This window comes from Ruegeria sp. HKCCD7251, from assembly GCF_013031165.1.
Taxonomy (GTDB): Bacteria; Pseudomonadota; Alphaproteobacteria; order Rhodobacterales; family Rhodobacteraceae; genus Ruegeria.
In genome coordinates this window covers 359,689-374,280 of sequence record NZ_WPZC01000001.1, presented here as the reverse complement: position 1 = coordinate 374,280, position 14,592 = coordinate 359,689, and the positions used below count along the sequence as shown (strand labels likewise).

Sequence of the window (14,592 nt, the reverse complement as noted above, 5' to 3'; positions counted from 1 at the left end):
TCAGCGTCGCTCCATCTCTTGCAGTTTCAGCGCCATCATCCACAGCAGGACAATCACGACCGGAGAGATGATGCACGCAAACGCCCAGTTCTTGTTGATCCCGAAATGCGGCAGCAGCTTGATCATTGGCACAACCGTCGCCACCACCAGAACAATCCAGATCAGGAACTCAAACATGGCGGCTACTCCTGCTTCTCATCCCCTGGCAGAATATAATTCGCACCTTCCCAGGGGCTCATGAAGTCAAACTGCCGGTACTCCTGCACCAGGCTGACCGGTTCGTAAACGACACGCTTCTGCGCCTCGTCGTACCGCACTTCGGTATAGCCGGTGGTGGGAAAATCCTTGCGCAGCGGATAGCCGCGGAAACCATAATCCGTCAGAATGCGCCGCAAGTCCGGGTGTCCCGAGAACAGAATGCCGAACATGTCGAACACCTCTCGCTCGAACCAGTTGGCCGAGGGGTGAACATCTGCGATCGAGGGCACCATGTCTTCCTCACGAATGGAAACCCGCAAGCGAATGCGCTGGTTCTGATACATCGACAAGAAGTGATAGACCACGTCGAACCGCTTGGCGCGTTCGGGGTAATCGACGCCCGTAATGTCCACAAGGGTCGAGAACTTGCAATTCTGATCAGACCGCAGGAATTCTACGAACTCCACAAGGCTCGACGGCGCGACATCGACGTTCAATTCGTCATGGGTCACATCCCAGGACAGAACGCAATCAGCCCGTTTAAGCTCCAACTGCGCGCCGAGTTCTTTGAGTGCTTCGCTCATCTTCCCTCTCCCTCAGCGCACGATGGTTCCGGTGCGGCGGATCTTCCGTTGCAACTGCATCAGACCATAAAGCAGAGCCTCGGCGGTCGGAGGGCAGCCGGGGACGTAGATATCCACCGGAACGATGCGATCACAGCCCCGTACAACAGAGTAGGAATAGTGATAATACCCACCCCCATTCGCGCAGGACCCCATCGAGATCACATAGCGTGGCTCGGGCATCTGGTCATAAACCTTGCGCAACGCCGGGGCCATCTTGTTGGTCAGGGTTCCGGCAACAATCATCACGTCGGACTGACGCGGAGAGGCGCGCGGCGCGATGCCAAACCGTTCCGCATCATAGCGCGGCATCGAGGTGTGCATCATCTCAACCGCGCAGCAGGCCAGACCAAAGGTCATCCAGTGCAAAGACCCGGTGCGAGCCCAGTTGATGATGTCCTCGGTCGAGGTCAGCAGAAATCCTTTGTCCTGCAATTCAGCATTCAGGGCCTGGGTTGCAACTTCCTTGTCGACGCCTGCGGTATTTGCACCCGTCATCACTCCCATTCCAGGGCCCCTTTCTTCCATTCATAGGCAAAGCCAATGGTCAGAACGCCCAGAAACACCATCATGGACCAGAACCCAACATCGCTGATGTCTTTGAAACCGACGGCCCAGGGGAACAGGAAAGCAATTTCCAGATCGAAGATGATGAAGAGAATCGAAACCAGATAGAACCGAACGTCGAACTTCATCCGCGCATCATCAAAGGCGTTGAAGCCACATTCATATGCGCTAACCTTTTCAGGGTCTGGATTGCGGACGGCCAGAACCACAGCAGCCAGAATCAGAACGATTCCAAGGCCAACGGCAACGGCCAGAAACACCAGAATCGGGAGGTACTCCCGCAACAGGTCTTCCACGTAAAGCTCCTTTCCTGTGCAGCGCTCGCAGCGACGCACCGTCAATTGGCGTGTTGACTGGACATTCTCTATCCCTGCGTGATCAGAGGGTCAACCGAACAGAAGCGCGCAGGCACCTAATATTCCGTTTCCCTCGTGGGATATTGAGTATGTTGGTTCTGTTTGCGCGATAAGTGACTGTTGGAATTCAGACCTTGCTGTTCCAAACAGGTTTTCTTTTGGCAAAAAACGCGCCGATTCCTTCTTGCGCTTCTTCAGTTTCCCAACGATCCACCAGCGCCCGGATCGTCCCGTCGATCACAGTATTGTCAATCGTCGGTCCCAGCATTCGCACCAAAGCTTTGGCCGAGGCCACGGCCCCCGGCGCGCAGGACAGGTATGGCTCGACCTCGGCCTCGACCGCCCCGGCCAGATCATCGGCATTGACCGCGCGGGCAAGCAATCCCAGTTCCACAGCCTCGGACGCTTCAAAAAGACGTGCCGACATGAATACGCGCCGCGCCCGTGCCTCACCCATGCGTGCAACAACATAGGGACCAATGGTCGCCGGGATCAGGCCCAATCTCGTTTCTGTCAGGCCCATTTTCACCGACTGGACGCCAATTGCCACGTCACAAACTGCGGCCATTCCAACGCCCCCTCCAAAAGCGTTGCCCTGAACGGCGCCGATCAACGGTTTCGGCATCGTGTTCAAAGCCTGCAACATTTCGGCCAGCTTACGCGCTTCAACAAAGCGCGTTTCGGGGTCGGCGGCCATTTGATCTTGCATCCAGCTTAAATCGCCTCCGGCGCAGAAGCTTTTGCCCGCGCCTGTCAGGACGACCACCCGCACTGCGTCGTCCTGCCCTAACTGCCCTGCGGCCTGTGTCAGCTCCGATATCATCTGCGCTGACATCGCATTGTGTTTTTCCGGACGGTTCAGCGTCAGCGTCGCGACGCCGCGCGGGTCCACTGCGATTGAAATGGTGTCGAACATGGCCTTACTTATTCCCCTCGCATGGCGCGCGCCATCTGCGCGGCCTGTTCCACGATCTCGGGGGCGATGCCGGTCTCATATCCCAGCCGATGTAAGTGCGACACAACCGTTTCGGTCGCCACATTCCCGGCCGCGCCAGGGGCGTATGGACACCCCCCCAAACCGCCAACCGCGGAATCGAACGTGCGCACCCCCAAAGCGAGGGCCGCGTCTATATTGTCGATCGCCCGTCCGTTGGTGTCGTGAAAATGACCCGCCAGTCTGGTGACGGGCACCCGCTTTTGCACCGCCAAAAGCATATGCGCGACAGTATCAGGCGTGCCCTGCCCGACCGTATCCCCCAGAGACACTTCGTAACAGCCCAGCGCAAACAGCGTATCCGCGACTTCAGCAACTTTTTCAGGGTCTGTCGGGCCATCATAGGGACAGTCCGTCACGCAAGAGACATACCCCCGCACGGGAAGGTCAATATGCCGAGCAGCCTCTAGAATTGGGGTAAACCGCTCGATGGATTCCGCAATCGAGGCGTTGATGTTGGCCTTAGAAAACCCCTCGGAGGCTGAGGCGAAAACAGCAATCTCATCCGCCTTGGCCGCAAGCGCGTCGTCATACCCGCGCATGTTCGGTGTCAGCGCGGCATAGCGCACACCATCGGCACGGGAAATCCCAGCCAGCACTTCGGCACTGCCCGCCATCTGTGGCACCCACTTGGGCGAGACGAAGCTGGCCACCTCGATCCGGTTGAAGCCGGCCCGGCTCAGACAATCGACCAACGCGACCTTTTCGGCCACCGGGATTTCCCGCTTTTCATTCTGCAGACCGTCGCGCGGCCCCACTTCGAAGATTTCAACCCGATCACCCATGGCTGCACCCCTCCCTTATTGCCGCTACGAACCCGACCTTGCCACGTTGCGCCCGCACGGGACAGATCATTCCTCCTCCAACCGGACCAGAGCGGCACCGGCTTCGACCTGCCCCCCGGCTTCGGCGAGCACTTCGGCAACGACGCCATCGCGTGCTGCCAGCAAGGAATGCTCCATCTTCATGGCTTCCAGAACGGCCAGTCGATCGCCTTCCTGCACCTTTTGCCCCACTGTCGCGAACATGGCTTTTACCAATCCCGGCATCGGTGCCTCGATCACGTTGGTGTCGCCAACGGCACTTGCGTCGCGGTCCAGAGGATCGACGATATCGAACGATTGCCCATAGTTTTCGAAAACCGTGACCCTCGACCCTGCCACAGTTACGCGCGGCATGGGCTTGCCACCCACGATCCATTTCCCGGCCTTTCGTTCGGCCAGAACCGAGTCGTCCCCCACCCGCCAAAGCTGTCGGTCCGGCCCTTCAACCTGAACATCCAGATCAATCACGTCTTCGGCCTTCAGTTGGGCCGCCCGATGTAGGGGTGCCCAAAGAGAGAACCCACATTCTTCGTTCGTATCCACCAGCCCCAACGCCGTCATCGCCGCCGAAACACAGGTAGACGCCGCAACTGGGACGGGCCTGATAAGCGCGTCCAAGTCCCGCCCGATCAGTCCTGTATCCACATCCCCCGCCGCAAAACCGGTATGCCGTGTCAAAGCCCCCAGAAACCCGAGGTTTGTAACTGTCCCGGCAACTTCGGTACGCGACAACGCCCGATGCAGTTGCTCCAACGCAATCTGGCGTGTTGGCCCGTGCACGATGACCTTGGCGATCATCGGATCGTACCAAGGGCTGATCGTATCGCCCGCCCGAACGCCGCTATCTGCCCGGCAAGCCGTCGGGAACTTCAGATGAGTCAGCTTGCCCGTCGCAGGCAAAAACCCTTTGGGCACATCTTCGGCGTAAAGCCGCGCCTCAAACGCGTGGCCGGTGATCGACAGTTCATTTTGTTTCTTTGGCAGCGTCTCGCCCGAGGCAACCCGCAATTGCCATTCGACCAAATCTACGCCCGTAATGGCCTCGGTCACAGGGTGTTCGACCTGCAAGCGTGTGTTCATTTCCATGAACCAGAAACGATCCGGTCGCAGCCCTTCCGAGGCATCGACGATAAATTCAACCGTGCCTGCGCCCTTGTAGCCAATCGCCTCGGCCGCCCTGACACCCGCCTGCCCCATCGCCTCGCGCATTTCGGGCGTCATACCGGGCGCAGGCGCTTCCTCGATCACCTTTTGATGGCGCCGTTGCAGAGAGCAATCGCGTTCGAACAGATGCACGGCATGCGTTCCATCTCCGAACACTTGCACTTCGATGTGGCGCGGTTTGGCGACGAACTTCTCGACCAGCACGGCATCGTTACCAAAGGCTGTACGCGCCTCGCCACGTGCGCTGTCCAAGGCCGACGCAAAATCCTCGGGCTGCTCAACCAGCCGCATCCCCTTGCCGCCACCTCCGGCAACAGCCTTGATCAGCACGGGATAGGCGATGGTTTCCGCCGCACCGGCCAAATGCTCGGGGTCCTGATTGTCACCGTGATAGCCGGGCACAACCGGCACGCCCGCCTGCTCCATCAAAACCTTGGCCGCATCCTTGAGACCCATCTTGCGGATCGCATCCGCAGAAGGCCCGATAAACGTCAACCCAGCGGCTTCGACCGAATCCACGAAATCCGGATTCTCGGACAAAAACCCGTATCCGGGATGGATCGCCTGCGCGCCGGTATCCAGCGCTGCCTGAATGATCAAATCACCTTTCAAATAGCTCTCAGCCGGGGCCGCACCGCCGATATGCACGGCCTCATCTGCCATCTGCACATGCTTGGCCGAGGCATCCACATCGGAATATATCGCAACGCAGGTCACACCCAACTTCTGAGCGGTTTCCATCACCCGGCAAGCAATCTCACCCCGGTTGGCAATCAGGATTTTGCTGAACATATTTCTTACTCCTCTGACGCCAAATCTTCGATCAGCCGAAACCGTTCGCAGAGCAATTCCATCTCTGGGTCAAATCCACCGTTGCGCTCAAAGTATCGACTGTGATCCTCCCGCCATCCTTCAAGCGTTTCGTTCTCGCCCTCGGCCAAGGCAAACGCTTCGGTCATGTCACAGAACCGGCTGACCGTAACCTCAAGCGTCTCGATCACCAAAGCCGGACGACCATCCCACTCCAGAGCAATATCGCGCCGCCCGACCACTGGGGTCTCTGCGCTGCCTTCGGGATAGTCACGCAACGCGCCACAGGTTGCTGTTTTCCGCCCTGCACGAACCAACCCCAACAGTTCAGCGCTCATCGACGCGCTGTCACCGAACTTGAAGGTTTGCGCGCCGGGATAACGAGTCAAAACGTCCTTTAAGGTCATGATGATCACATCCTGAACACGCCAAAACGTGTCTCTTCGATCGGGGCGTTCAAGGCGGCGCTTAGCGACAGGGCCAGCACATCGCGCGATTTGCGCGGGTCGATGATGCCGTCATCCCAAAGCCGCGCCGAAGCATAGAGCGGGTGTGACTGCTCCTCGAACATATCCAGCGTCGGGCGCTTGAATTCGGCTGCTTCCTCGGCCGACCACGTGCCGCCCTGCCGCTCGATCCCGTTGCGTTTGACAGTAGCCAAAACACCTGCCGCCTGCTCACCCCCCATCACCGAGATGCGCGAGTTCGGCCAGGTCCACAGGAACCGAGGCTGATAGGCGCGACCCGCCATGCCGTAGTTTCCCGCGCCGAACGAGCCGCCCACCAGCATCGTGATCTTGGGCACCGAGGTCGTCGCCACAGCCGTCACCATCTTGGCCCCGTGGCGTGCAATCCCCTCGTTTTCATATTTCCGACCGACCATGAACCCGGTGATGTTCTGCAAGAACACAAGCGGCGTTTTGCGCTGCGAACACAGTTCGACAAAATGCGCCCCCTTCTGTGCGGCTTCGGAAAACAGCACGCCATTATTGGCGATGATCCCCACCGGGCAGCCTTTGACATGGGCAAACCCCGTCACAAGCGTTTCCCCGAACCGAGGCTTGAACTCATCGAAGCGCGACCCGTCGACCAGACGCGCAATCACTTCTCGGATATCATAAGGTGTACGCAGGTCGGCGGGGACGACACCCAGAATTTCCTCAGGATCATAAGCCGGGTCTTCCGGTGCCTCGAACCGTAGGCCAGGCTTCAGTCCGGCACCGCCTAACGACCCCACTGCCCGCCGCGCCAAAGCCAATGCGTGCGCGTCATCTTCGGCCAGATAATCCGCCACACCGGACAGGCGCGTATGCACATCGCCGCCGCCCAAGTCTTCGGCGCTGACCACCTCGCCCGTGGCAGCCTTGACCAGAGGCGGTCCGGCCAGAAAGATCGTCCCCTGTTCCTTGACGATAATCGTCACATCCGACATCGCGGGCACATAGGCCCCACCCGCCGTGCATGACCCCATCACAACCGCGATCTGAGCAATGCCCTTGGCGCTCATCCGCGCCTGATTATAGAAAATACGGCCAAAGTGGTCTCGGTCGGGAAAGACCTCATCCTGATTGGGCAGGTTCGCACCTCCGCTATCGACCAAATAGATGCAGGGCAGATGGTTTTCCTCGGCAATCTCCTGCGCCCTAAGGTGTTTTTTGACCGACATCGGATAGTATGTACCGCCCTTCACAGTGGCATCGTTGCACACCACCATGACCTCGCGCCCCTGCACCCGGCCAATCCCCGCGATCACCCCGGCACAAGGCGCGGCGTCACCATACATCCCATGCGCCGCCGTCGCGCTGATCTCCAGAAACGGAGACCCCGCGTCCAGCAAATTCGCCACCCTGCGCCGAGGCAGCATCTTGCCCCGAGACATATGCCGCGCGCGGGATTTTTCACCGCCGCCCATGCGGGCCGCTTCGGCGGCTTCGGAGATCTGTGCCAGCGCGTCCAGATGAGCGCTGCGGTTTGCCTTGAAACCCTCAGAGGCGGGCATGGCTTTGGATGTGAGTTTCATTTACGTTGTCTCCAATTCCAACTTCGCACGACGCTTCAATTCCTTCCGGATCACCTTCCCCGTCACCGTCATCGGCAATTCCTCCAGAAACGCCACCTCGCGCGGGTAGGAATATTGCGCCAGACGGGCCTTTACCCACTCCTGCAACTCCGTGCCCGTCGTCTCAGCCCCCGGTTTCAACACCACATACGCCTTGACAATCTCGGTCCGCAGCGGGTCGGGTTTGCCGACCACGCCCACGGTCGCCACCTCAGGGTGAGTCAGCAGGCAATCCTCGATTTCGGCGGGGCCGATGCGGTATCCGGCAGAGGTGATCACGTCGTCATCTCGTCCCACGAACCGTAGATAGTCGCCCTCCCACACGCCACGATCACCGGTGATCAGCCAGTCGCCCCGGAATTTCTGCGCAGTCTCCTCGGGCCGGTTCCAGTACTCCAGCAACATCGAGGCCGAGCCGCGCCGGATGGCAACGTTGCCTTCTTTGTCCGTTGGCTGGCCCATGTCATCAATCACCGCCACCTCATGCCCCGGCACCGGTTTCCCGATACAGCCGGGCCGCACCGGGAAATCTTCGGCGCAGGACGACACGACCATGTTACATTCGGTCTGGCCGTAGAATTCGTTGATCGTCAGGCCGAATGCCTGCTGCCCCCAGGCCAGCATCTCGGCCCCCAGCGGCTCGCCGCCCGACGCGACCGAGCGTAGGCCGGGGACGGCCTGACTTGCCGCTTTCAGCATCCGCAACGCGGTGGGGGGAAAGAACACATTGCGCACACCGCCGCGCGCGATCACGTCAGCGCAGACTTCTGGGGTAAATTTCTCAAGCCGCGCGGCGACCACCGGGATGCCCAGCGCCAGACCGGGCATCAGCACATCGAACAACCCGCCAATCCATGCCCAGTCGGCAGGGGTCCAAAGGCAATCGCCGTCGCGTAGGTGATTGTGGCTTATGGATACGCCCGGCAGATGCCCCGTCAGAACCCGGTGCCCGTGCAGCGCCCCCTTGGGGCTTCCGGTTGTACCCGAGGTATAGATCAGCACGGCTGGATCCTCGGGGCCCGTATCAGCAAAGGAAACCGCGCCATCAGACGGTGCAATCCGGTCAACCCGCACCGAGTGTGCCAAAGCGCCCATCAGTTCCGCGCCTTCTGCATCCGTCAAAACTATCTGCGCACCTGCATCCCGAATCCTTGAGGCCAGCGCATCATGTTTGAATAGCTTGAACAGCGGAACCGAGATCGCGCCGATTTTCCAGATCGCCAGATGCGCTGCCGCGCACCATGGCGATTGGCTAAGAAGTACGCCCACCCGGTCGCCGCGTTGCACGGATATCATCAGTTGGCGCGCGATACCGTCCACCATTTGCTGCAAGCGGTCAAAGGTGACGTCGTCCTGCGTACCCCCGGTCAGGTCGCGAATAGCCACGCGATCACCCGGTTGCGACAGACATTGCCGCGCCATGTTCAATTGGTCGGGAATCACCCAGCCACCACCGGGCTGCAATCCGGGTATGCGCCTAGCGGGACACATTGCCGAAACCCTTTGTTTTCATGACATTTCTTTGGCGATGGGCGCGTTGGCCAATCACACGAACTTGATACAGATCAGAGTTGGCAGCGGACCGTTCGTGCAAAACGCCAGCATCAACAAACCTAAAGGCAGTAAAATGACCAACAAACTCGCCGCTCTGACCCTCTCCACCGCGCTTGTCGCACTGGCTGTCCCGGCTTTCGCTCAATCTCAGGGTGATTGGACCGTCGGACTTGGTGTGGGCTATCTCGACCCGAAATCCGACAACGGCACGCTGAGCAATGGCGCCAGCGTCGAGGTTGACTCGGACACGCGCCCGATCTTCACAGTAGAATACTTCGTTCGTGACAACCTTGGCGTCGAATTGCTGGCCGCAACGCCCTTCAGCCATGACATTACCCTGGCTGGCAGCATCGACGGCGGGACAGTCAAGCACTTGCCGCCCACACTGTCGCTGAACTATCACTTCCCGACCAACAGCGCGTGGAAGCCTTACGTTGGCGCTGGTATCAACTATACCGTCTTCTTTGACGAAAGCTCGGCTCTGGGCGATCTGGAACTGGATGACTCGGTTGGTGTCTCTCTGCAGGCTGGTCTGGATTACATGGTCACCGAAAAAGGCGCCGTGCGTCTGAACGTGCGTTGGTTCGACATCGACTCGGATGTCAGCCTCGACGGAAACGACCTCGGTACTGCCGAGATTGATCCGTGGCTGGTCGGCGTTTCCTACGTCCATCGCTTCTGATCCTTCGAAGAAACGCCCCGCAGTTCCCTCGTCTGCGGGGCGCTTTTCCATCACTCCATCCCGCTCATCAGTTCCCGGCCGATCAGCATCCGGCGGATTTCACTGGTGCCCGCGCCAATCTCCATCAGCTTGGCATCGCGGAAAATCCGGCTGACAGGAGAATCCGACAGAAACCCGGCCCCGCCCATTGCCTGCACCGCCTGATGCGCCTGCGTCATCGCCGCCTCGGACGCGTAAAGGCAGCACGCCGCCGCATCCTGACGCGTCACATCCCCGCGATCACACGCCTTGGCCACTTCGTACACATAGGCGCGGGCTGAATTCATCGCCGTATACATATCTGCGATCTTTCCCTGCATAAGCTGGAAGCTACCGATGGGTTTCCCGAATTGCTTACGCTCGGCCAGATAGGGCATGATCTCATCCAGACAGGCGGCCATGATGCCGATACCGATTCCGGCAAGCACCACACGCTCATAGTCCAGGCCAGACATTAGAACCGCGACACCCTTCCCTTCTTCGCCAAGCACATTTTCAAACGGCACTTCGACGTCTTCAAAGACCAGCTCGGCCGTATTCGACCCGCGCATCCCCAACTTGTCGAAATGGGGTGAGGTGGAAAAGCCGGTCATCTCTTTCTCGATCAGAAAGGCGGTTATCCCACGCGACCCGGCCTCTGGGTCAGTCTTGGCGTAAACGACCAGAGTATCCGCGTCCGGTCCGTTGGTGATCCAGTATTTGCTGCCGTTCAGACGGTAGTGATCATTGCGCTTCTCGGCCCGCAACTTCATCGACACCACGTCGGAACCTGCCGACGCCTCGGACATCGCCAGTGCTCCCACATGTTCACCCGAAATCAGGCGCGGCAGGTATTTCGCCTTTTGTTCATCCGTTCCGTTCAACTTGATCTGATTGACGCACAGGTTCGAGTGGGCGCCATAAGACAGTGATACCGAAGCCGAAGCCCGGGCAACCTCTTCGACGGCGACGGTATGGGCCAGATACGACATGCCCACCCCGCCAAATTCTTCGGGCACCGTTATGCCCAACATCCCCAAATCGCCCATTTCCTTCCAAAGCTCATTGGGAAACGAGTTCGAGGCATCAATCTCGGCGGCCATCGGCTTGACCCGCTCCTGCGCCCAGCGGTGAACCATTTCACGCAGGGCATTCACATCCTCGCCCAGATCAAACTGCATGGTAGCCGCGAACATATGCGATCTCCTCCCTCGCATTAATGAACAGTTGTTCAATAAGTATCAGCGAATCTTTTCCGGGTCAACGACGGCCATGCAGAAACACACCACCGACCCGTCAGGGGTGGTGGTGTCAAAGCATCAAGTGTGCGCTTTCAGCGCACTCCTTTGGATTACGATTGGTAGACCGCCCCGACCTCGGCCCAGATGATCCGCGCGATCAGTCGGCAATCATCCAGAGAGAATGTCAGCGGCACGCGCATGTCCATGATCCCGGCCAGCACCCGGTCACTGGCGGGCAAAGGCGCGCTGTCGGCGTAGCGCCAGCTATCATAGCGCGAGGTAAACCCGGTGGGCTCGGCCCCGCCGAACCACTTCAACTCGACCCCACGCGTAGCACAGCGGCGGATCACTTCGGCAATACGCTCGGATGACCAGTCCAACAGCAGGAACTGAATGGACGAGCCCACATAGGTCTCACCCTCGGGCCGCTCGACAATCGTCAAGCCGGGCGTTCCGCGCAGCCCCTTTTCAATCTCGGCATAACGCTCATTCCAACGCGCGACCTGTCTATCCAGATCCCGCAGCTGAGGCCGCAGGATCGCCGCCCGCAGATTATCCATCCGACCCGAAACATTGGGCGTGGTGTACTTGATCCTCTCAAAAGCCTCAGGTCCCGGCGCGGCCAGATGGCGTTCGTACAGCATATAGGATCCCGACAGCATCGTGGCCTTGGCCGCCAACTCCTCATCATCTGTGATCAGCAAGCCGCCCTCGCCCGAGTTCACGTGCTTGTAGGTCTGGCAAGAATAACACCCGATGGCCCCCTGCCGCCCCGACAGTTGCCCGCGCCACGCGGCACCCATCGTATGCGCGCAATCCTCGATCACGGTCACACCCGCGGCGTCGCACATCTGCATCAGCCGATCCATGTCACACAGATGCCCGCGCATGTGGCTGAGCATCAGCACCCGCGCCTGATCAAGCTTGCTCTCAAGATCATCCAGATCAATTACCAGCCCTTCGGTCACGCCCACGAACACGGGCTTTGCCCCGACCGAGGCAATCGACCCCGGCACAGGGGCCAGCGTGAAGGCATTGGTCAGAACCGGATCACCGGGCTGCACACCCACCGCACGCAATGCGGTCGCCAGCGCATAGCCGCCCGACGACACGGCCAGACAGTATTTCGCCCCCATCTGCGCGGCAAATTCCTGCTCCAGCAAAGCAGTTTCGCCCAGCTCTCCGGGCGTCACGTTATAGCGATGCAACCGCCCGTGACGCAGAACCGCCAATGCGGCCTCGATCGCTTCGTCGGGGATGGGTTCCTGTTGCGTGAAACTGCCAGTGAATGTCTCAGTCATACGCCCGTTCTGAGGCCGCGCGTGCGCAGCGTCAAGGGCTTACGCCACCGCTCCGATAAGGCTGGTCACAACCTCGGGCAGATCATCGAAGTGATGCAGCAACGCTTCGGGCTCAAGCGCGGCCATATCCGCGCCCGACGGACCAAACGTCACCAACACCGAAGGAACCCCAGCGGCGCGCGCAGTATTGCGGTCAGTATCGGAATCTCCGATCAGCACACAAAGATCGGGATGCCCCCCTGCCCGCCGCGCGGCCTCGCGCAGAGGTTCGGGATCGGGCTTACGAACCGGCAGGGTGTCGGCCCCCACCAATGATGCGAACTGCTCCCGCACGCCCATCTGGGTCAGCAACTGATCGGCAAGAGCTTCGGGCTTGTTCGTGCAAATCCCCACGCCGTACCCCGCGACCTTCAATGCCTCAACCGCATCAAGTGCACCTGGGTAGAAATGCGTATGGGTATCAATGGCCTGCGCATATGCGTCCAGCAGCATTGGATAATATACCTGAATCGCCTGTTCATCGTAAGCCCCGACACGCTTCAATCCGTGCGTCAGCATCATCCGGCCACCCCGCAGCGCGACCGCAGCATCCTGCCCGTGAACCAGAACATCCCCGTGCCCCATATGGCGGAAACAGTGGTTCGCGGCTTCAAGCAAATCACCCGAGGTATCGGCCAATGTCCCGTCCAGATCGAAGATAACCGTTCGCATCGCGCCTCCTGCTTCGGCGGTTTTTCGCCGTATCCTGTTGCAAACGGCAATCTTGTTTGATGGCTGAACCGCTTGCGCCTTTGCCCTCAGCGGATAAAACGGACCGCAACAAAACACAAAGAGAAAACGATTTCATGAGCACCGCCCTTGTCATCCTTGCCGCAGGTAAAGGCACCAGGATGAATTCGGACATCCCCAAGGTCCTTCATCCAATTGCCCAGACACCGATGCTGGTTCACACCATGCGCGCCGGATCGGTTCTATCGCCCGAGCGCACCGTGATCGTCACCGGGCACGGGTCCGAGGCTGTGGCGAAAGTGGCGACCGCCGAAGACGAAACAGCCCGGATCGCGGAGCAGACCGAACAGTTGGGCACCGCTCATGCCGTCGCTCAGGCACGCGCTGCGCTGGAGGGGTTCAAGGGCGACGTGGTGGTTTTGTATGGCGACACTCCGTTCCTTCAACCCGAGACACTGGAGCGGATGATCGAGGCGCGCGCGCAAAACGATCTGGTTATCCTCGGGTTCGAAGCCGCCGATCCCGCGCGCTATGGTCGCTTGGTCATGAACGAAGATCATCTTGAGCGGATTGTCGAATTCAAGGATGCTTCAGATAAAGAACGCGCGATAACCTTTTGCAATTCCGGTCTTTTGGCAAGCGACGCAGAGGTGTTGTTTTCCCTGATCGACGCGGTGGGTAACGGCAATGCGGCCGAGGAATATTATCTGACCGACGTCGTGGAAATCGCCCGCAGCCGTGACCTGAAAGTCACCGCAATTACCTGCGACGAGGCCGAGACGCTGGGGGTCAACTCGCGCGCTGATCTTGCCGCTGCCGACGCTGTATTCCAAACCCGCGCGCGGTCAGAACTGCTGGGCCTTGGCGTGACTTTGATGGCCCCTGAGACCGTTTATCTTGCCGCTGACACGATCATCGGACGCGACACGGTTATCGAACCGAATGTGGTATTCGGCCCCGGCGTCACGGTCGAAAGCGGTGCGACGATCCGGGCGTTTTCGCATCTTGAGGGCTGTCACGTTAGCCGAGGCGCTGTCATCGGCCCCTATGCCCGCCTGCGCCCCGGCGCGGAACTGGCCGAGAACACACGCATCGGGAATTTCGTCGAAATCAAGAATGCCGAGATCGCCGAAGGCGCGAAGGTCAATCACCTTAGCTATATCGGGGATGCCTCCGTTGGCGCGGATTCGAATATCGGGGCGGGTACGATCACCTGTAATTATGACGGGGTGATGAAGCACAAGACCACGATAGGTGAAAATGTCTTCATCGGATCGAACACCATGCTTGTTGCACCCGTGACCGTGGGCGACGGAGCCATGACAGCGACCGGCACCGTGGTCACGCGCGACGTCGAGCCCGACGCTCTGGCTGTGGCGCGCGCCAAGCAGGACAACAAACCCGGCTATGCGCGCAAATTGTTTGAGATGCTCAAGGCGAAGAAGGCTCGCCGCGACAAAGGAGCCTGACCT

At 59.6% G+C, this 14,592-nt stretch carries 15 protein-coding genes; 2 read left to right on the top strand and 13 right to left on the bottom strand.

The features are described from left to right. From GOX75_RS01840 to GOX75_RS01795, 10 genes are all read right to left on the bottom strand, one after another. Entirely contained in the window at nt 1–177 is a 177-nt protein-coding gene (locus tag GOX75_RS01840; protein WP_171120778.1) for a hypothetical protein, read from the bottom strand. Between the two features lie 5 nt (nt 178–182). After that, a complete protein-coding gene (locus tag GOX75_RS01835) occupies nt 183–782 on the bottom strand; it encodes an NADH-quinone oxidoreductase subunit C (protein ID WP_171120776.1) in 600 nt (199 codons plus the stop codon). 12 nt (nt 783–794) lie between these two features. Next, a complete protein-coding gene (locus GOX75_RS01830) occupies nt 795–1,328 on the bottom strand; it encodes an NADH-quinone oxidoreductase subunit B family protein (RefSeq protein ID WP_037307875.1) in 534 nt (177 codons plus the stop codon). Continuing rightward, nucleotides 1,319–1,684: an NADH-quinone oxidoreductase subunit A gene (locus GOX75_RS01825; RefSeq protein ID WP_050602775.1), complete on the bottom strand. Its 366-nt coding sequence runs from the start codon at nt 1,682–1,684 to the stop codon at nt 1,319–1,321. The genes GOX75_RS01830 and GOX75_RS01825 overlap by 10 nt, the downstream gene beginning before the upstream one ends. A 187-nt stretch (nt 1,685–1,871) precedes the next feature. After that, a complete protein-coding gene (locus GOX75_RS01820; protein WP_171120774.1) occupies nt 1,872–2,660 on the bottom strand; it encodes a crotonase/enoyl-CoA hydratase family protein in 789 nt (262 codons plus the stop codon). A gap of 8 nt (nt 2,661–2,668) precedes the next feature. After that, complete coding sequence (locus GOX75_RS01815) at nt 2,669–3,523, bottom strand: hydroxymethylglutaryl-CoA lyase (protein WP_171120772.1); 855 nt, start codon at nt 3,521–3,523, stop codon at nt 2,669–2,671. Between the two features lie 66 nt (nt 3,524–3,589). After that, entirely contained in the window at nt 3,590–5,518 is a 1,929-nt protein-coding gene (locus GOX75_RS01810; RefSeq protein ID WP_171120770.1) for an acetyl/propionyl/methylcrotonyl-CoA carboxylase subunit alpha, read from the bottom strand. A gap of 5 nt (nt 5,519–5,523) precedes the next feature. After that, the gene (locus tag GOX75_RS01805) at nt 5,524–5,943 is read right to left on the bottom strand and encodes an ASCH domain-containing protein (RefSeq protein ID WP_171120768.1); all 420 of its coding nucleotides are present in this window, start codon (nt 5,941–5,943) and stop codon (nt 5,524–5,526) included. A gap of 5 nt (nt 5,944–5,948) precedes the next feature. Continuing rightward, nucleotides 5,949–7,556, bottom strand: a complete 1,608-nt coding sequence (locus tag GOX75_RS01800) for a carboxyl transferase domain-containing protein (RefSeq protein ID WP_171120766.1) — start codon at nt 7,554–7,556, stop codon at nt 5,949–5,951. After that, entirely contained in the window at nt 7,557–9,086 is a 1,530-nt protein-coding gene (locus GOX75_RS01795; RefSeq protein ID WP_171120764.1) for an AMP-binding protein, read from the bottom strand. It lies immediately after the preceding gene. A 136-nt stretch (nt 9,087–9,222) separates the two neighbouring features. On the opposite strand from GOX75_RS01795, the gene GOX75_RS01790 reads away from it, so the two are divergent. Continuing rightward, the gene (locus GOX75_RS01790; protein ID WP_171120762.1) at nt 9,223–9,831 is read left to right on the top strand and encodes an OmpW family protein; all 609 of its coding nucleotides are present in this window, start codon (nt 9,223–9,225) and stop codon (nt 9,829–9,831) included. A gap of 50 nt (nt 9,832–9,881) precedes the next feature. On the opposite strand, the gene GOX75_RS01785 is transcribed toward GOX75_RS01790, so the two are convergent. The 3 genes from GOX75_RS01785 to GOX75_RS01775 form a co-directional block, all read right to left on the bottom strand. Further along, entirely contained in the window at nt 9,882–11,045 is a 1,164-nt protein-coding gene (locus GOX75_RS01785) for an isovaleryl-CoA dehydrogenase (protein ID WP_171120760.1), read from the bottom strand. 155 nt (nt 11,046–11,200) lie between these two features. After that, complete coding sequence (locus tag GOX75_RS01780; protein WP_171120758.1) at nt 11,201–12,391, bottom strand: DegT/DnrJ/EryC1/StrS aminotransferase family protein; 1,191 nt, start codon at nt 12,389–12,391, stop codon at nt 11,201–11,203. 39 nt (nt 12,392–12,430) lie between these two features. Next, nucleotides 12,431–13,102 (bottom strand): HAD-IA family hydrolase, encoded by a 672-nt coding sequence (locus tag GOX75_RS01775; protein ID WP_171120756.1) that lies wholly within the window; start codon nt 13,100–13,102, stop codon nt 12,431–12,433. Nucleotides 13,103–13,236: 134 nt separating this feature from the next. Between GOX75_RS01775 and glmU the strand changes: the two genes are divergently transcribed. After that, entirely contained in the window at nt 13,237–14,589 is a 1,353-nt protein-coding gene (glmU, locus tag GOX75_RS01770; protein ID WP_171120754.1) for a bifunctional UDP-N-acetylglucosamine diphosphorylase/glucosamine-1-phosphate N-acetyltransferase GlmU, read from the top strand. The last annotated feature ends 3 nt before the right edge of the window (nt 14,590–14,592 follow it).